Here is a 17,143-nt window from a genome sequence, read left to right as displayed (position 1 = left end):
CACACCATAAGCCAAACAACAGCAAAACCGCAGCGAACAGCCACCCTACTTCCCCGCATAAGGCGTCTTCATATATCGGTGCGCCGCATCAGCCTGCGACTGATCCCCACCCCCCGCCGCCGCCAGCTCATACTGCTTCATCGCCTCCGCCCGATTCTGCATCAGGTCGAACATCTCGCCCGCATTCAACTGCGCCCGCCGCCGAATCCAGTCGCTGCACGTAGGCTGCGCAGCCGCCTTCACATAGTTCTGCGCCGCCTCTGCAATCTGGTTCTGCCCCCGCTCCGTGTCCGCCAGCCCAAAATAAGTCATATGCAGCCGAGCATCGACGAAGTACCCCGGCCTCTGCGCATCCGCCAGAATCCCGCGATACAACGCAATCGCCCCCGGCCCATTGCCCGAATCCTTGGTCAGATTCGCCACCTCCAGCCGAAACAGATAGTCGCGCGGAAACTGATCGGCCAGCCCCTTCTGCACCACAATCGCCTCTTGATACCGCCCATCATGCCGCAGAAAGAGCGACAGCGCCGTCCTCGACTCAATCGGAGTGACAATCCCATGCGCAGCCGACTCCCGCAAAAGATCCAGCCCCTTCTCTTTATTGCCCCCCACCCCCGCAATCCCCACCAGCATCCGCACCAGACGCGGCAGGCTGGCCACCGCAAACTGCTGGATCCCCATCGCCATCTTCGCATCCGCATACTCAGGATCTATCTTCAGCGTAGCCTCGCTGTCGTTCCGCGAAGCCAACCCCTGCCGCGCAGCCGCAACGTAGCTATGGTCCACCAGCGTAATAAAGGCAGCATGCATCCCACGCGCATACCCGCGAGCGAAATAAGCATTCGCATCATTCGGATTCGTCTTGATCTGCTGATCCGCCAGCGCAACCGCAGCGTTCGTCAGCGACTCGACCCGGTCGCGGATCGCCTGCGGCACCGGCACATTGCGCTTCGACGTCAGAAACGAGTCATGAGCGTAGTACGTCGTATCCAAAAGATCCTGCCGGTACAGCTCCCGAAAGACCACCGTCAGCAGCACATTGCCAATCGCAATCGCGCTCTGCGGATGCGCCCGCTGCACCGCCTCAAAACGCGCCAGCGCAGCCTCATAGTCAAGCACATAGAACCGTTCAAAGGCCTCGCGTGTCTCCGGCGTCAGGTTCACCGGATCGGTATGGGCCGCAGAGTCGAACCTCTGCCCCTCCGCGGACGCCAACGGCAAAAACGCTACAAAAAGAAGAAGAAAGAGACTCAGGCTGCGTTTTATCGTCGTTCTCCGAGGTTCAGACTGCATAGATCTATCGGTAATCGTGCATTTTGTTCGCCAAGCTACATCCCGTCGCAGGCAAAATAGCTCATCCGTCCGGTGTCCTCTCATAGGACAGCCATACCCGTAAGACGCTCTTACGTTCCGATAAGGATGCAGATACTATGTCTTCACGTGACTTCTATTATGTTCGATCGTGGCATCTTCATCTCCTTGGAACCTCAGGGGAAGCCTCGGAAGAGAACGCACGATCGACTATACGCCGCAGCGCTCTCTGCTCCGGCATTGCAGCATCCTTCTTTCAGGCTTAACGGAACGCTATGACACGGTTTGAGTTACTTCACTTGTTAGTAGGCCAGGCCCGCAGCAACGGCTTCGAGTTTCGCAGGTGGTACGTCAACAAGCTGGGGCTTCCCTGGCAGAACGCCCGCCAGGCAGTCGAGACCCTCGCCGCCGAAAGACGCTACTACGCGCTTCTCTTCTCCCACGAGTTCGCCAGCTGCTTCTGGAAGCCCGGCGAGACCATGACCTTCCTCGTCCCCAACCAGACCTTCACCCGCAGAATGAAGGACGGCACCATCGGCACCGTCAGCCGCAAGGCCTACACCCGCCGCCGCACCCGCGAGGACGCCTGGCTCTACCACCTCAAAGAACTCGCCGCCGCCGAAGAGCCCCTGCGCTACATGCGCCGCTACCTCCGCGTAGAAGACGAACTCGAAGAAGAACCCCCCATCCTGGTCACCCCCACCGGCGACGACATGGAAGAAGACGACTAGCCACACGACATCGCCATTGACGTCTTTGTTGTCGTTGTTGCTTTTGCTGCTGCTGTTGCCTGTGCTCTTGTTTGTCATCCCCGTAGGGGATCTGCGTCAGTCGTTGCTTTTGCCTTTGCCTTTGTTGCTTCGGTTGTCGTTGCCCGCCCTTTGTTGTTATCCCATAGGGATCTGCGGTTGTCGTTGGCTTTGCCATTATTGCTGCCTTTGCAGTTGTCCTTTTGTTTGTCATCCCGCAGCGAAGCGGAGGGATCTGCTGTCTCTGCCATCTCTACGACCCTACCGTCAAACCTAGGCTCCCCAGCCTCTCTCCTCGCAAAAATGCACTAGACCATCCAAAACACTGTCAAGCCCCAAATCACCCCAAACCGGCCATCGCAAACCAATAACCCCTGTAAAAATAACTACTTGCAGACCAAATTTTACATAACCCACAGTGACGCATTAGTTTCACCCAATTCATTAGAATAGTACTTAGAGATAAAAGAAAACAAAGGAGATACCCAATTAGCTATTCAAGCCATAACTCATTCAAATGGAAGACTTTGCCTCCAACCCCATAAAAGAAAGGACTTTACCACCCGCATACAACCTGAGGTCCAGACCTAAAGTGTCTGCTTTGAAGACTTTGCACACTTTATGCCGGGGACAGGGGCAAAAGCTAAACCCGATGAGCGCGCCGAATCGCCACAATCTGCTTCAGATGATGCTCTCCATGGATGAGCTGAAACCTTCGCCACTGATCCACGCTAAGCGGACCCAGCGACATATGAGACGCGCACTGGCAGTCGCCCCCGAACAGCCCCTCGGCCTCGACGCAAAGCACATCCAGCCGCGCAAGATGGTCCTTCGCCGCCTCCGCAAGCTCGTCGCCGGACAGTGGATGCACCGTCTCCGCAGGCATCACCAGCGCCGGAGCCTGTCGCCCGGTAGGAAAGTAGCCCAGCCGAACCACGGTGTACTGCCCCATCCGCTGCATCAGGTTCGGCTTCGCCTGCGTCGGTCTCCCCTTCACCAGGCGAGCGTTAAGCGCCATCTCCGCGCCGGAGTAGCTCAGCAGCAGATGCTCCACGATCTGCTGGATGCTCCACTTGCCCGGACGCGACGGCGGACGAAGCTGGGTCCGGTCAGCGTCCAGCCCGTGTAAGCAGGATGCAATCTCGCGCTCGAGCCGGTGCAGGGTCAGGTCCATAGGCAGCACCAAACTTACACGCCTTACCCCCGCTCCGGCTACTCTTCTATTGCAATCTGAAAAATTGGGCTACTGCAGTTGTTCAAGTGCCAGGCGTGCAGCCTTGGCCTTCTCGCCCGCCGGATCGAGCTTGAGATAAGTCTGGTACTCAGCAACCGCCTCGTCCTTCTTCTTCATCTTCTGCGCGATCTCGCCCAGAGCGAAGTGCCCGGCGGAGTAGTCCGGCTGAACCTTCACCGCATCCTTCGCCCGCAGATAGGCCCCCGGCAGGTTATCGTCACGCATATAAAACTTCGCAACCCGGAGATCTTCATCCACGCGCTCATCGTCCGTCTGCACCCGCTGCACCTTGGGCAGCTTCCGGTGAACAGAAGTTCCCTCAGGCGGATCGCCCTTCGACACCGCGGCAGGATCGTCCGGCGCATCGGCAGACGGATCGTCCCCTCTGCTCGAGCTGGAACTGCTGCTGCTCGAATCATCCCACGGCAGCTTCGGCGGAGGCGCTGTAGGAAACGGATGCTCAGCCGCCGCCGAAGACGGAGTCGTAGACCCCGAGCTCGGAGCCGGCGAATCTGGCGCAGCACTTGGAGCATCAGGAGCAGCCGCCGGCTTGTTCGCTGCACCAGGGAACGGGAACTGCTGCGCCGCCGACGGCTTCGTGCCGGTCGCTGCTGGCGGAGTGCACGGCTGGCTCTTATCGCTGCTCTGCCCCGCAGCCGGACAAGGAGGAGGAGCAGGCGCGGGCGTCGACTGAGCCACGCACGCTCCCGCCGATAGCACCAACGCCGTCAGCACTACGCGATATGTAAGGTGAACTGCCATCTTCTCCAGAGTACCCGTACCACCGTTTGACGCTGTCGCCCGCCACTTTGTTATAGTCAGCAGACCCGGGCTGATTCCCTGCCGCTATTTTATTTCGATGGATCCTATCTGACTATGCTTGATGGACTGATCATTCGTTCTTCCGCGATTCACGCCGCGGGCTGCTACACCACGCAAGCCATCAAAAAAGGTTCGCGCGTCTGTGAGTACGACGGACCTCGCTTTACCAAAGACGAAGCAAATGAACGGTATAAGGACCGCTTCATCACGTATCTCTTCAGTTGTGGAGACGACGGAATGGTCATTGATGGCTTCGGAACTGCGATGTTCATCAATCACTCCTGCGATCCAAACTGCGAGAGCGAAGACATCGGCGGACGGATCTTCGTCACCGCTGTCCGCAACATCGCAGCCGGCGAGGAGCTCACCTACGAGTACAACCTCCACGACAGCGACGACAGCGACGAAGACTGTTACTGCGGAGCGCCGAAGTGCAGAGGAACCATGTTCAGCGAGGCCGAGGTAAAGCGCCGCGCCAGGAAAGCCCGCGCCAAAGCAAAGGCTCTGCAGCACTAAAGTCGCCTGCAGAGACGTTCGCCGATAGGCGATACAATGAAGCTTGCGGTGGCTGGCCGCGGCTTATCCGCGCTCCGGTTTTATCCTCTCTTTCTTTATGGCATATCAGGTTCTTGCAAGGAAATACCGGCCACAGCGTTTCGCGGATGTCGCGGGACAGGACCACGTGACCGTGACGTTGATGAACGCCCTGACCCAGGGTCGCATAGCCCACGGCTACATCTTCAGCGGCCATCGCGGCATCGGGAAGACGACCATCGCCCGCATCCTGGCGATGGCGCTGAACTGCCGGAACACGATCGGCTCGGAAGTGCGTCCCACGGCTGAGCCCTGCGAGGTATGCGAGAGCTGCACCGAGATCAAAGCTGGCAATGCAGTAGACGTCATCGAGATCGACGCCGCAACCAACCGCGGCATCGACGAGATCCGCGAGCTGCGAGATGCGGCGCGCTACCGGCCTGCGCGAGACAAGTACAAGATCTACATTCTTGACGAAGCACACCAGATCACCGATGCAGCCTTCAACGCACTTCTGAAGACGCTCGAAGAACCACCAGACCATATCGTCTTCATGATGGCGACGACGCAGCCGGAAGATATCCCACAGACGGTCCGGTCGCGTTGCCAACACTTCAGCTTTCACGCAGTAAAGCTGGTGGACATTCTCGGCGAGCTGCGTGGAATCGCAGAGCACGAGGGTGTAGATGCGGACGAGGCGGCGCTGAGTCTGCTGGCCGAGGCAGGCGATGGTTCGATGCGGGATGCGCTGTCGATCATGGACCAGGCGATCGCAAGCGCTCCAGTAGAAGATGGGCGTGCCCGTCTGGATGCGGGCCAGATTCGGGAGCTGATGGGAACCGTCCCGAACGCCGTCTTCGAGAGGATTCTCGAAGCGGTAGACGGAAACCGCAGCGCCGAGGTTATCACGGTTGCGAATCAGTTGCTCGACTCCGGAAACTCCCCAGCGCAACTTGCACGGCAGTTTGTGCGCTATCTCCGCAACACGGTGATCGCGAAGATCGCTGGCATCGGCGTAGACGGTGCTGGAGCCGATGGCGTTGCGGGCGAACTCCTGCAAATCTCCGCAGATGAACAGAGGCGTGCAGGACGGTCGGCGTCGCTCTTCAACGAAGAGGAACTAACGCGGTTTCTGCAGGTGATGCTAAGGACGTTCGATGAACTTGGATATCGGCAGGAGCAGCGCTTCCACTTCGAACTTGGGCTGCTGAAGCTTGTGCATCTGCGACGCCTGTTGCCGATTGAAGAGATCTTGAGTCAGTTCCCCGTTGCAAGTGGCTCAGGTCAGCCGCGGATAGCCGGAACAGCGGCCAGGGCTGCAGCGCCTGCCATACAAAACGTCGCAGCGACGATAAAGCCTCCAGAGCCAACTGCGCCGATCATAAGTGCGAAACCTGCTTTCTCTCCGTTTGAACAGGACAGAAATCGCAGGCGGTTCGACGAGAAGCCTTCCGCCCCTACACCAATCGCACCGCCAGTCGCCGCTGCTCCGATGCCTATACCCGCAGCAGTAAACGTGCCAGCACCGTTGGCCACGCCAGCAGAGATGATATTGACCAGCGGCGATGCAATGGGAGCAGCGCTTGTAGATGCAGGCGATCTGGCCGAGGCCGCAGCCGTTCTTCCGGCGGTAGCAGCAATGATTGCGGAGCCCGAGATTGAGCCGTTTGCAGTTGTTGCAGACGCGGTTGCGGAAGATAGAGTAGAAGACGAAAGCGTTGCGGATCTGCAACCTCCTTCGTTACATTCTTCCGAGGCGTTCAAGCAGGCATCTGTGAACGCATTGACCAGCGCGAAGAATCAGGATACAGCCGCAGATGCGCTGGCTGACGCAGAGTGGACAGTGGCGGGCAGCGAGCTCAGGGTGCAGACTGAGCTATCGAAGACGATGCTTCCGATGGTTGTAAACGGCGAAGCAGAGAAGATCGTTAAGGCTGCTCTGCGAGACGCTGGAGCAGGTGCGTTGAAGCTTGTGTTGCTGCCGGGAGTAAAGAAAGAGAAGACGGACAAGAAGGCTAGAGCGCCAAGAAGTGGGAGTGCACAGGCGAAGGCGATGGAGCATCCGATTGTGCAGCGAGCGCAGACGCTGTTCAATGCTGAGATTCGAAGTGTGATCGATCTGCGGGACGGCGACTAAGCGAGGGTGACGATGGATTTTTCTGATCTGGGCAAGATGAAAGAGATGATGGGGCAGGCGAAGCTGATGCAGGAGCAGATGGAGAAGAAGCTCGCTGCGACTGTGGTGGAGGCTTCGAGCGGCGGCGGCGTGGTGACCGTCCGGATGAATGGGAAGAAGGAAGTGTTGCGGGTGAAGATAGAGCCGACAGCGATGGGAAGTTCGGCGAGCGATCTGGAGTTGCTGGAAGATTTGATCGCTGCGGCAGTGAATGAGGCGGGTCGCAGAGCGGATGATGCGATGAAGTCGAGTGTGGCGGGGATGATGGGTCTGCCGGATCTGCCAGGGTTGGACTAAGTGGCAGTTTCTTTCGGTACAAATCCGAGCCGGTTTGCAGAGCCGATGGCACGGCTGATTGAGGAACTGAAGAAGCTGCCCGGCATCGGCACCAAGAGTGCTCAGAGGCTGGCGTTTCATGTGCTGCGGTCTCCGGGTGAGGACGCGGATGCGCTGTCGCTGGCGATTCGCGAGGTAAAGCTGCATCTGCGGCTCTGCTCCATCTGCAACAACATCACGGATGTGGATCCTTGCGGCTACTGCACGAATCCGGTGAGGAATCAGCGTGTGGTGTGCGTGATCGAAGAACCGACCAACATTGCGACGATCGAGAAGACGCGGAGCTACAACGGTGCTTATCATGTGTTGCATGGGACGCTTTCTCCTATCGGCGGCGTTGGGCCGGAGCAGTTGCGTATTGCGAATCTATTGACACGGTTGGGCGAGGTCGACGAGGTGATACTCGCGACTTCGCCGACGACTGAGGGTGAAGCTACGGCCGGCTATCTTGCAGTTGAACTGCGGAAGGCCAAGGGTGACCTCAAGGTGACTCGGATTGCTACCGGAGTTCCGGCCGGCAGCGATATCGAGTACGCCGATGAGGTCACGATGACTCGGGCTATGGAAGGGCGACGCGAGTTTTAGTCGGCCGCTTCTTTGCCAGTGACAGTTCGCTTCGTGAGCCTGCTTAACTGAGAATGTGGACTGTTCCGTCAGGCTTCTTTGTGAAGGCGTGGATGACCTGTCCGTGCTCATCGAGATGCCGCAGGGTAAGGGCTTCTGGGGTGACCTCGAGATCGCTGAAGCCATAGACCTTCTCGGCCATGGGTCCACGTTCTGCCTGAGCGACTTTGAGGTTGTAGAGATCCGCTCCTCCGCCACCTGAGAGGACGAAGGAGGTTGGGTGACCTTCGAACTCCAGGTGCTGCATGTCGTGGTCGTGGCCGGCGAGGTAGAGGTGAGCCTTGTGCTTGCGCAGAAGCGGCTCCCAATCGCGGATCAGAGTTTTGTGATCGCCGTGCGGACCGTTGGAGAAGATGGGGTGATGGCCCATCACTACGAGGAATGGCGTTGTCAGAGGTTTCTCAAGCTCTGTCGTCAACCATGCGAGCTGGTCGACCTGTTGCTGTGGCGTCAAGGTGAAGTTGGCACCTTTGTCCCAGGTTCCATCGGGGAAGGGCATGTTGCTGTCGAGCGCGATGAAGGTAACGGTGGGATTCTTTGCGGGGAACTCGAAGCGGTACCAGAGTGAGGGCATGGTCCATCGGCTTCCGGCGGTCTTGGCATACTCCAGCTCTGCGGCAACCTTGCTGTCCGGCATGCGCTGGTAGTCGTGGTTACCCGGGATGGCATAGGCCGGGCAGTTGAAGACGTCTTTGGGATACATCTGCTCGAACTGCGTCTGCCACCGCTGGTCTTTGGCTCCGCCGGGGAGTGGACCGTACCAGTTATCGCCGAGCATCAGGAGAGCTTCCGTGGTGATGCTGTGGTCGTGAACGTAGCCTTGCATGGCTTTGGCGACGCGGCTCTGCGCCTCGAAGTTCTCGTAGCCCCAGTCGCCTACCATCAGAAGGTGTAGAGCGTGGGCAGGCACTGGTGCTGCGATGGAGGGCAATCCGCCAAGACCAGCTAGTGCGCTGAATGCAAAACTCTGGCGGAGAAAGTTACGGCGCGATACGGACTCATGCATGCTGATGTCGATCTTCCTTGTTGAACAATTTATTGAGAGACGATGTTGCAACGATGGAAGATGCGACAGTGAGGTTAATTTGCGCGTCCCGAAGTGTCAGGTGCGGAGGTTGCCTCCGGTCATCTGGTTCGGTTGATCGAGGTTGAGGAGCGATAGGATGGTGGGGGAGATGTCGCGGAGGCTGCCGTCCTGTTTCAGCGTGGGTTTGTTGCCTTCTTCGGTGATATAGAGGAAGGGGACGGGGTTGATGGTGTGGGCGGTGTGGGGGCCTCCGGTGGCGGGGTCGATGAGCATCTCGGCGTTGCCGTGGTCGGCGGTGACGAGGAGGGAGCCGCCGCGCTGCTGGATGGCCTGATAGATGCGGCCCAGTTCCCTGTCCACGGTTTCGACGGCGCGGATGGTGGGTTCCATCATGCCGGAGTGGCCGACCATGTCGGCGTTGGCGAAGTTGACGATGATGACATCGAAGGCGGTGTCGTTGACGGCTTTGATGACGGCGTCGGCGATGCCTGCGGCGGACATCTCGGGAGCGAGGTCGTAGGTGGCGACCTTCTGTGATGGAACCAGTGCGCGGTCCTCTCCGGGGAAGGGCTTTTCAATGCCGCCGTTGAAGAAGTAGGTGACGTGGGCGTACTTTTCGGTCTCGGCCACGCGGAGGTTGCGAAGGTTGGCTTGCGACATCAGGTTGGCGAGCAGGTTGTCCATCGATTCGGCTGGGATAACGATGGGGAGTTTGAAGTTTTTATCGTACTGGGTCATGCAGACGTAGTGGATATCTTTTGGAAGGGCGCTGAGGGGTATCTCGGCGTCCAACTCTGCGGCCTTTGGTAGCTGGTGGCCCTGGCTGCCGACGGGGTCTGCGGTAAGGCCGGAGCGGCGGGTGAGGACGCGGGTGATCTGACGGACGCGGTCGGCGCGGTAGTTGAAGTTGACGACGACGTCGTGGTCTTTTATCAAACCGACCGGGGTGAGGCCGAGGGTACGGTCGCCATCCGGCTTGGTGCAGGTGAAGGGTGGGATGAACTCGTCGGTGATGCCGTTGTTGTAGAGCTCCTTGATACGCTCGACGGGGTCGGCGTAGGTGCCGCCCTCGGGATGGCCGGTGACCATGGCGTCGAAGGCTTGCTTTTCCTTCTCCCAGCGGAGGTCGCGGTCCATGGCGTAGTAGCGTCCGCTGACGGAGGCGATCTCGCCGGTGCCGGCTTCGCGCAGGGTCTGCTGAAGCTGTTCGAGGTAGCCGAGACCGCTGGTGGGCATGGTGTCGCGCCCGTCCATGAAGGCGTGGATGAAGACGCGGGTGAGCTTGTGCTGAGCGGCCATGCGGATGAGGGCGTCGATGTGGCGCTGGTGCGAGTGGACGCCACCGTCGGAGAGCAGACCGATGAGGTGGAGCGCTCGACCTTTTTGCCCGGCAAGCTCATAGGCGCGGGTGAGCGTGGGATCGGTGTAGAGGCTGCCGTCCATGATCGCGGTGTCGATGCGGGTCATGTCCATGCGGACGATGCGGCCCGCGCCGAGGTTGAGATGTCCGACCTCGGAGTTGCCCATCTGTCCGTCGGGCAGACCGACGAAGTGTTCGCTGGCGCGGAGGAGCGTGTTGGGGTACTCGCGGAGGAGCTTGTCGTAGATGGGTTTGCGGGCCTGGGCGATGGCGTTGCCGTGAGTCTCGGCGCGGTATCCCCAGCCGTCGAGGATGGTGAGTACGATTGGTTTCGGCATATGCATGGTCAGGATACAAGATTCGTTCTTGTGAGTTGTCTTCGCCGGTGGCCTGGAGGGTGGGAACGATGGACGATTCCGGTGCTTGCTCGGGTTGGACTGGATGGGGTTGGAACGGCGTACGGGGTTGGACGTCCTCCGGCGGCTCGGCGGCCAGACGTTCGAGCAGCAGGGCGACGACGGATTTGGGTTGCTCCGGTGCGGCGACTTCGGTGCGGGGCGCGAGGACGCCGAAGGTCGGATCGATGACGATCTCTTCTATTGTCTGGTGCTCGGTTGGGGATTCGATACGGGAGCGGTGGCGGGAGTTGGAGACGGTCTTGCTGCGGGGGTGGGCCTTGGGCAGGTTGAGGCTGGCGATCTGCAGGCCGTAGAGGAGGAGACCGGCGCGGCGGAGGTCGATGTCGTTGGAGGCGATGCGCTGGAGGACCTCGCCGATGGAGGATTGAATGGCGGAGCGGTCTTCGGGCAGGGGCAGGTCGAAGGTGGAGCGGCGGCTGCGGCGCTGGCGGGGATTCTGGATGGGTCGGCGGGTGGTGTGGTGGTAGTAACAAAATTCTTCGCCGCGAAGGCATGGGCTGGCGCAACGATGGCCGTCGGTGAGAATGTGGCGGCACTGGTAGTGGGTGGTGGCGGTCGGTATGGCGTCCTGCATGGTGTAGTCCCCTATCCGGTAAATGCGTGCAAAGTCTTCAAAAGAAAAGACCTGCGTCCGGACTTCCGGGGCAGGTCTTTCGGATGAATGGGTTAAATGAAAAAGCCCGGCTTGCGCCGGACTTGATGTTTTCTCTTATTCAATATTATCAGCCGTGTCAAGTTTACGTGTGGATTTCCTGTGGGAAAGAGGGCTGGAGCAGTTTGAGTAAGACAGGCAAAGACAGAAGCAGATCCGTGCGGGATGACGAACAAAAAGGACTGGCAACGGCAAGTGCAAGAGCAATATTTTGTCGCTTCGGCCTTCGCCTTTCGCTCCGGCCTTCGGCAGAGCGGAGGGTGCTTTGTGGTGCAGGGTTAGACGCGAGGCTAAAGCCTCGCTCTATCTCAAAGACAAGGGCAAGGACAGAAGCAGATCCCTACGGGATGACAAACAAAGGGACAGGCAACGGCAGCAGCAAGGGCAAGAACAAGGGCAGATCCCTACGGGATGACAAACCAAAAGGACAAAAAAAGGCAGAACAAAGGGGCAAACAAAAAGGCGGGCAAAACCCTTGGAGTATGTCGATACAGCGTGGCGACGATGGTGGCGGCTACTTAGGGGTTGGGTTGCCGACGCCGATGACGCGGAAGGTGACGGAGTTGTTGTTGAGGGCGTTGGTGAGGAACTGGAGATTGTCGGTGACGGCGGGGCCGGTGCCGGGCGCGTTAGCGTTGGTGACGTTGAAGGCGCAGTAGTAAGCGGGCTGGAGGGTGGCACCGGGCTGGCAGGGCTGAGCGCCAATGCCGGATGGGGTGCTAAAGGTGAGGGCTGAGCCAGCGTTGCCGGTGACGTTGAAGATCTGGCTGGAGTTGGTGAAGGTGAGGGGTGCGTTGCCGATGTTGAAGACGAAGCCGGGCTGCGTGGCTCGACCGAGGAATTGGAAGTTGGGATTGAATGCCTGCTCGGGGATGGAGCCGAGGGTGCGGTTGACGAGCCATAGTCCGGGGCCGGCGGCGTTGGAGAAGTACATCTTGCCGCTGGGGGCGATGGTGATGGAGCCGGTTCCGATGAAGGGGAACCAGTTGAAGTTATCGGTGAGGCCGGGGACGGTGTAGAGGGGGAAGAAGGATTCGTTTGGCATAATCTGCTGGATGAGGGGTTGGCTGGTGGCGGGGGAGAAGGCGAGTCCAACGAAGCCGAATGCGTTGTTGTCCCAGAAATAGAGCGTGTCGTTGAGGTCGACTGCGAGGTTGGCGTTTTCGACGCCAAGTTGGCCGCCGATGGTGGGACCGGTGGAGCCGAAGGTATAGGAGCCGTCTCCGACCTTGATTACCGCGAAGATCTCGTAACCGGAGTCCTGGACGATGATGTTGCCTACACCATCGCTGAGGACGGTGGAGGGGAACATGAAGTCGCCGGGGAGGATCTTGCTCTCGGCACCGGTGGAGGAGATGCGAAGGAGGAATGCGACATTGGGGTTGTAGTTGTCTCCTTCTGGATTGCCGGGGCCGAGGTCGGTGATGTAGAAGGCTCCGTTTTCATCCATCGCCCAGCCCTGGGGGTTAATGAGGCCGGTGATGTTCATCACGGTGTTGGGGCTGCCGTCGGCTGGGACTCTGGTGATGGTCGTGCCGCTGTAGAGGAAGAGATCGCCGACACCGTTGACGGCGAGATTGCCACAGAGGGGCGTGACGAGAGTGGGGACGCTTGCGGACGGGGGCATCCTATAGGTGCCGCCGGAACCGCAGAAGTAGAGGCTGGTGTCGGTGGCGTTGTCGATGACGTTGGAGACATACATGGAAGGAACTTTGAGGGAGACGGCGGCGTTGAGGAAGGCGAGTTGGGCGCCGGTGCCGATGCCGAAGGTGAGCTGGTTGATGGTGCCGCTGGAGGTTTGGACCTGGGCTGCGCCGGGGAGGCCGCCGACGAGGGTGGGCTGGAAGTTGAGCTTGAGGGTGCAGGTGGCGGGGAGGGTGGCTCCAGCGGCGCTGGTGCTGGGGGAGTAGGTCATCAGCTTGCAGGTGCCGCCAGGCTGGAGGTGATACTCCTGGCTCCAGACGCCGCCGCCGATGGCGCGGGTGGCCTCGATGATGGTGCGCTCGTAGAAGGAGAAGTTGTAGGTGTAAGAGGATGACGCGGTGCCGACGGGAAGGGAGGGATAGTGGGCGGCGTTGTTGTAGACGAACTCGGTGACGGCGCTGGAGGGGGTGCCGCTGTCGGAGACGTAGAGGTTGCCGAGATTGTCGAGGGCGAGGCCGGTGGGGGAGACGAAGTTCGACTGCGGGATGAGGTATGGGGTGGCGCCTGTGTAGGGGGCTTCGATGAGCTGGTTGTCGGCGCCGTCGAGGATGAAGAGGTTGCGCTGGGCGTCGACGGCGAGGCCGGTGACGTTTTTGAGGCTGTAGCCGGTGGGGGTGAGGGGGGTGCCGGTGCCGCCGATTGCTGGAAAGCGATAGACGGATGGGGGCGTGATGGCGTTGCCGCCGTCGGCGATGTAGAGCAGGCCTGCGCTGTCGAAGGCGACGGCCTGGGGGGCGATGAGGACGGTGGCGCCGGTGTTGAAGGGGGTGGCGGGACCGCCGTAGCGGCGCACGATGACCTGGGCGGTGCCGGAGTTGACGATGGCGAGGTTGCCGACCGTGTCGGAGGCGAGGGCGGTGGGTCGGTCGAGGGCGGGTGCGCCGATGATCGTGATGGCGTTGCCGCCGCTGGCGGGGAGCTTGATGACGCGGTTCGTGGGAGTGTCGGTGACGAAGAGGTCGCCAACGGTGTCCGTAGCGAGTCCGGTGGGAGATTGGACGGCGGGGCCGAAGGTGCCGAAGCTGACGGTGGTCTGGGTGCCGGCGGGGGTGATCTTGAGGAGGCGGTGGTTGCCGGTGTCGGCGACGTAGACGATGCCGCCGGGAGCGACGGCGAGGCCGTGGGGATCGCTGAAGCCGTCGGTGGATGGGATTGGGATCTGGGCGTCTACGACGGACGGTGGGTAGGAGGTTTGGGCTTGCGCGATGGAGATCGAGGTGAGGAGGGTAAGGGCGATGGAGAGGATGCGAGAGGAGGTGCGAGAGCTCATGGGGTTAGCCAAGTCAGCCCACCGGGGCGGGCCGCCTTCCTTGTTTGAGATGCTCTGCTGAGGACCTGGCCCGGCTCCTCATCGACCACCGTGCTGAGGAGGCCCTCATCATAGCACTAGTGTGTGACGGGGTGACAAGGTGATTTTTGGCGCGGTGGGTTGTTCAGTCAGCCGTTGACTATGGGGAATTCGGGGTTTTGATGGCGGTTAAACAAGACGAAGCTGCCTACGTGACGCTGTAGGCAGCTTCGTCTTTAGATGAGATACGTTTTGTTATTCGCCGAAGTTGACGGACTCGATGCCGAGGAATTCGGCGGACTGGCCAAGCTCTTCTTCGATGCGGAGGAGCTGGTTGTACTTGGCGATGCGGTCGGTGCGGCTGGCGGAGCCGGTCTTGATCTGGCCAGCGCCGGTGCCGACGGCGAGGTCGGCGATGAAGGTGTCTTCGGTCTCGCCGGAGCGGTGGCTGATGATGCTGGTGTAGCCGAAGCGACGGGCCAGTTCGATGGCTTCGAGGGTTTCGGATACGGTGCCGATCTGGTTGACCTTGATGAGGATCGAGTTGGCGACCTTCTGCTCGATTCCCTGCTGCAGGCGCTGGGTGTTCGTGACGAAGAGATCGTCGCCGACGAGCTGGACCTTGTCGCCGATGGCCTGGGTGAGGTACTGCCAGCCGTCCCAGTCGTCTTCGGCGAGGCCGTCTTCGATGCTGATGATGGGATAGCGCTGGACCCAGTCCTGCCAGAAGGCGGTCATCTCGGCGGAGGAGAGCTGGCGCTTGTCGGACTTCTTGAAGATGTACTTGCCGGCCTCCTTGTCGTAGAACTCGCTGGAGGCGGGATCGAGGGCGATGGAGATGTCTTCGCCGGGGGTATAGCCAGCGAGCTGGATGGCTTCGATGATGAGATCGAGGGCTTCTTCGTTGGACTTGAGCGAGGGTGCGAAGCCGCCTTCGTCGCCGACGGCTGTGTTGTAGCCCTTCTTCTTCAGAACGCCTTTGAGGGTGTGAAAGACCTCGGTGCCCCAGCGGAGGGCGTCGGAGAAGGTCTCCGCGCCGACGGGCATGACCATGAACTCCTGGAAGTCGACGTTCGAGTCGGCGTGGGAGCCGCCGTTGAGGATGTTCATCATGGGCGTGGGGAGCAGACAGGCGTTGACGCCGCCGAGGTAGCGGTAGAGCGGGAGCTTCAACGCTTCGGCGCTGGCGCGGGCGACGGCCATGGAGACGGCGAGGATGGCGTTGGCTCCGAGCTTGGATTTGTTCTCGGTGCCGTCGATGGAGATCATGGTGGCGTCGATGAGCCGCTGGTTGCTGGCGTCCATGCCGGTCAACTCAGGCCCGAGTATGGTCTCGACGTTTTCTACGGCCTGGAGGACGCCTTTGCCCATGTAGACGTCTTTGTCGCCATCGCGGAGCTCGACGGCCTCGTGCTCGCCGGTGGAGGCACCGCTGGGAACGGCGGCGCGGCCTTTGGCTCCGGAGTCGAGGATAACGTCGGCCTCGACGGTGGGATTACCGCGGGAGTCGAGGATTTCGCGTGCGTGGATAGAGACGATCTCGGTCATGTTGCTCCTGTAGTTGGGTTGGTTCGATGGGGCGGGGTATTGAGAGACGACGCGGTGGTTCAACCGTTCGTTTAACTTTGGACGCCGGTCTACGGGTACGGTGCGGCCACCGGCGACGGAGATGGATTGCACGAGTTCTGCGTCGGACTTGCTCACCTGTCGAATTTTAGCAAAGGGATTGGACGTGCTGCCTGACAGGAAGGTGAATCGTTGGGGCGAAAGAGGGCGTTGAAGCGCTTATTAGCAGGGTCGATTCCCTGCCGGCGAATTTGCGGCGCGGCTGCGAGGGAGAAACTAACCTTTGATAAGGGACCGCCGGTGTTGCGCCGGTGTGCTCTCCGATACACGTTGATGAGGATATCTGCTATGAAGGCACACATTACCGCCGCTGCTCTTGTACTTGTCGTTCCCGCGTTTTCCCCGATGTATGCGCAGACCAGTGGGGTCTCGCACCCGGACTCTGCCGTGATCTCGAGCACGGACGATGCAGCGCCGGTGACGCCGCGTCCGCTGACGCAGAAGCCGAGTGCGACTACTCCTGCGACAGTTCCAGCTACAGCGCCTTCTGCTGCCTCCTCGACGCAGGCGGTGGAGTATGGGCCTTATGTTCCGTATGCGGGTGCTTCGGCGACGGGATCCAGCGCTGTTGCGCCGGAGAACGATCTGGACGCGATGATTGTGACCGAGGTGCCGGAGCGTGACGGCGAGTTGCGCGAAGGAACGCTGCTGAAGACACGGATCAGAGAGACGCTTTCGACCCAGACGACGGTGCGTGGAAGCAGTTTCTCCGCGGAGTTAACCGAGCCGATCGAACGCAAGGGACGTGTGATCATTCCGGCTGGTGCCATTCTCGAGGGCCGGGTGACGGAGGTGCGCGGAGGCCACAGGGTTACGGGCGCTGCTGCACTACATCTTGAGACGCGCGATATTCTGCTGCCGGATGGAACGCACTATGTGGTTCATGCGCAACTGATCGATACGGGTAAGAGCGAGTTCAAGGTGACCGACGAAGGTACACTGAAGCGCAAGGACAACGTGAAGGAGACACTGGTGGTTGCCGGTGGCGTGACTGGCGCAGGTGCCGTGGCAGGCGCGATGCTTGGCGGTGGCGTGGGAGCGGTCGTTGGTGCTGGCATTGGAGCGGGTGTGAGCACGGTGCTTTGGCTGAAAGAAGATCGTCAGGGCACGCTACCAAAGGATGTGAAGCTGGTGTTCAGCTTGACGACACCCATGATTCTGACTCCGCTGAGCGCTTCTCCGGCTACTGCGATGAATACGGGTGGGGCTGGGGCGGCTCAGTAAGTTACAGATGTTGTGAAGGGCTGCTCGTTTTTTGCGGGTGGCCTTTTTTACTTTAAG

The 17,143-nt window shown here is 60.2% G+C and carries 14 protein-coding genes; 7 read left to right on the top strand and 7 right to left on the bottom strand.

What is annotated here, in order from left to right; all coding sequences use genetic code 11:
- Positions 1–45: 45 nt before the first annotated feature.
- Entirely contained in the window at positions 46–1,293 is a 1,248-nt protein-coding gene (locus GSQ82_RS08645) for a hypothetical protein (RefSeq protein ID WP_254061512.1), read from the bottom strand.
- Between the two features lie 293 nt (positions 1,294–1,586).
- Between GSQ82_RS08645 and GSQ82_RS08640 the strand changes: the two genes are divergently transcribed.
- Positions 1,587–2,042, top strand: coding sequence for a hypothetical protein (locus GSQ82_RS08640; protein ID WP_158791878.1), 456 nt, complete (start codon positions 1,587–1,589; stop codon positions 2,040–2,042).
- Positions 2,043–2,703: 661 nt separating this feature from the next.
- Here GSQ82_RS08640 and GSQ82_RS08635 read toward each other — a convergent pair.
- Together GSQ82_RS08635 and GSQ82_RS08630 are read right to left on the bottom strand one after the other, a co-directional pair.
- On the bottom strand, positions 2,704–3,234 hold the full coding sequence (locus GSQ82_RS08635) for a DUF1569 domain-containing protein (RefSeq protein ID WP_158791877.1): 531 nt from the start codon (positions 3,232–3,234) through the stop codon (positions 2,704–2,706).
- 69 nt (positions 3,235–3,303) lie between these two features.
- The gene (locus GSQ82_RS08630; RefSeq protein WP_158791876.1) at positions 3,304–4,056 is read right to left on the bottom strand and encodes a hypothetical protein; all 753 of its coding nucleotides are present in this window, start codon (positions 4,054–4,056) and stop codon (positions 3,304–3,306) included.
- A 114-nt stretch (positions 4,057–4,170) separates the two neighbouring features.
- Here GSQ82_RS08630 and GSQ82_RS08625 point away from each other — a divergent pair, with 114 nt between their 5' ends.
- The 4 genes from GSQ82_RS08625 (at position 4,171) to recR (ending at position 7,747) form a co-directional block, all read left to right on the top strand.
- Positions 4,171–4,632 (top strand): SET domain-containing protein, encoded by a 462-nt coding sequence (locus GSQ82_RS08625; RefSeq protein ID WP_158791875.1) that lies wholly within the window; start codon positions 4,171–4,173, stop codon positions 4,630–4,632.
- A gap of 97 nt (positions 4,633–4,729) precedes the next feature.
- Positions 4,730–6,787, top strand: coding sequence for a DNA polymerase III subunit gamma/tau (gene dnaX / locus GSQ82_RS08620; protein WP_158791874.1), 2,058 nt, complete (start codon positions 4,730–4,732; stop codon positions 6,785–6,787).
- A gap of 12 nt (positions 6,788–6,799) precedes the next feature.
- Positions 6,800–7,123 (top strand): YbaB/EbfC family nucleoid-associated protein, encoded by a 324-nt coding sequence (locus GSQ82_RS08615; RefSeq protein ID WP_158791873.1) that lies wholly within the window; start codon positions 6,800–6,802, stop codon positions 7,121–7,123.
- Positions 7,124–7,168: 45 nt separating this feature from the next.
- Positions 7,169–7,747 carry a recombination mediator RecR gene (gene recR / locus GSQ82_RS08610; RefSeq protein WP_158791872.1) on the top strand — a complete coding sequence of 193 codons (579 nt, stop codon included), beginning with the start codon at positions 7,169–7,171 and terminating at the stop codon, positions 7,745–7,747.
- Between the two features lie 43 nt (positions 7,748–7,790).
- Here the strand turns inward: recR and GSQ82_RS08605 are convergent, their stop codons facing one another.
- Entirely contained in the window at positions 7,791–8,792 is a 1,002-nt protein-coding gene (locus tag GSQ82_RS08605) for a metallophosphoesterase (protein WP_158791871.1), read from the bottom strand.
- 96 nt (positions 8,793–8,888) lie between these two features.
- Positions 8,889–10,511, bottom strand: coding sequence for a 2,3-bisphosphoglycerate-independent phosphoglycerate mutase (gpmI, locus tag GSQ82_RS08600; RefSeq protein WP_158791870.1), 1,623 nt, complete (start codon positions 10,509–10,511; stop codon positions 8,889–8,891).
- 85 nt (positions 10,512–10,596) lie between these two features.
- On the opposite strand from gpmI, the gene GSQ82_RS08595 reads away from it, so the two are divergent.
- Complete coding sequence (locus GSQ82_RS08595) at positions 10,597–11,253, top strand: hypothetical protein (protein ID WP_158791869.1); 657 nt, start codon at positions 10,597–10,599, stop codon at positions 11,251–11,253.
- Positions 11,254–11,758: 505 nt separating this feature from the next.
- Here the strand turns inward: GSQ82_RS08595 and GSQ82_RS08590 are convergent.
- Together GSQ82_RS08590 and eno are read right to left on the bottom strand one after the other, a co-directional pair.
- A complete protein-coding gene (locus GSQ82_RS08590) occupies positions 11,759–14,218 on the bottom strand; it encodes a hypothetical protein (RefSeq protein ID WP_158791868.1) in 2,460 nt (819 codons plus the stop codon).
- Positions 14,219–14,491: 273 nt separating this feature from the next.
- Positions 14,492–15,784 carry a phosphopyruvate hydratase gene (gene eno / locus GSQ82_RS08585; protein WP_158792194.1) on the bottom strand — a complete coding sequence of 431 codons (1,293 nt, stop codon included), beginning with the start codon at positions 15,782–15,784 and terminating at the stop codon, positions 14,492–14,494.
- Between the two features lie 366 nt (positions 15,785–16,150).
- On the opposite strand from eno, the gene GSQ82_RS08580 reads away from it, so the two are divergent.
- Positions 16,151–17,086, top strand: a complete 936-nt coding sequence (locus tag GSQ82_RS08580) for a hypothetical protein (protein ID WP_158791867.1) — start codon at positions 16,151–16,153, stop codon at positions 17,084–17,086.
- Positions 17,087–17,143: the final 57 nt, after the last annotated feature.

Origin of the sequence: Granulicella sp. L60 (assembly GCF_009765825.1) — a bacterium.
Lineage (GTDB): Bacteria > Acidobacteriota > Terriglobia > Terriglobales > Acidobacteriaceae > Edaphobacter.
The sequence above is the reverse complement of the archived record's forward strand: the minus strand, read 5'-3'. Positions and strand labels throughout refer to the sequence as shown.

Bases quoted from the DNA above. Each gene is read 5' to 3' on its own strand.
- GSQ82_RS08645 (WP_254061512.1), bottom strand. From the start codon at position 1,293: ATGCAGTCTGAACCTCGGAGAACGACGATAAAACGCAGCCTGAGTCTC.
- GSQ82_RS08640 (WP_158791878.1), top strand. From the start codon at position 1,587: ATGACACGGTTTGAGTTACTTCACTTGTTAGTAGGCCAGGCCCGCAGC.
- GSQ82_RS08635 (WP_158791877.1), bottom strand. From the start codon at position 3,234: ATGGACCTGACCCTGCACCGGCTCGAGCGCGAGATTGCATCCTGCTTA.
- GSQ82_RS08630 (WP_158791876.1), bottom strand. From the start codon at position 4,056: ATGGCAGTTCACCTTACATATCGCGTAGTGCTGACGGCGTTGGTGCTA.
- GSQ82_RS08625 (WP_158791875.1), top strand. From the start codon at position 4,171: ATGCTTGATGGACTGATCATTCGTTCTTCCGCGATTCACGCCGCGGGC.
- dnaX (WP_158791874.1), top strand. From the start codon at position 4,730: ATGGCATATCAGGTTCTTGCAAGGAAATACCGGCCACAGCGTTTCGCG.
- GSQ82_RS08615 (WP_158791873.1), top strand. From the start codon at position 6,800: ATGGATTTTTCTGATCTGGGCAAGATGAAAGAGATGATGGGGCAGGCG.
- recR (WP_158791872.1), top strand. From the start codon at position 7,169: ATGGCACGGCTGATTGAGGAACTGAAGAAGCTGCCCGGCATCGGCACC.
- GSQ82_RS08605 (WP_158791871.1), bottom strand. From the start codon at position 8,792: ATGCATGAGTCCGTATCGCGCCGTAACTTTCTCCGCCAGAGTTTTGCA.
- gpmI (WP_158791870.1), bottom strand. From the start codon at position 10,511: ATGCCGAAACCAATCGTACTCACCATCCTCGACGGCTGGGGATACCGC.
- GSQ82_RS08590 (WP_158791868.1), bottom strand. From the start codon at position 14,218: ATGAGCTCTCGCACCTCCTCTCGCATCCTCTCCATCGCCCTTACCCTC.
- eno (WP_158792194.1), bottom strand. From the start codon at position 15,784: ATGACCGAGATCGTCTCTATCCACGCACGCGAAATCCTCGACTCCCGC.
- GSQ82_RS08580 (WP_158791867.1), top strand. From the start codon at position 16,151: ATGAAGGCACACATTACCGCCGCTGCTCTTGTACTTGTCGTTCCCGCG.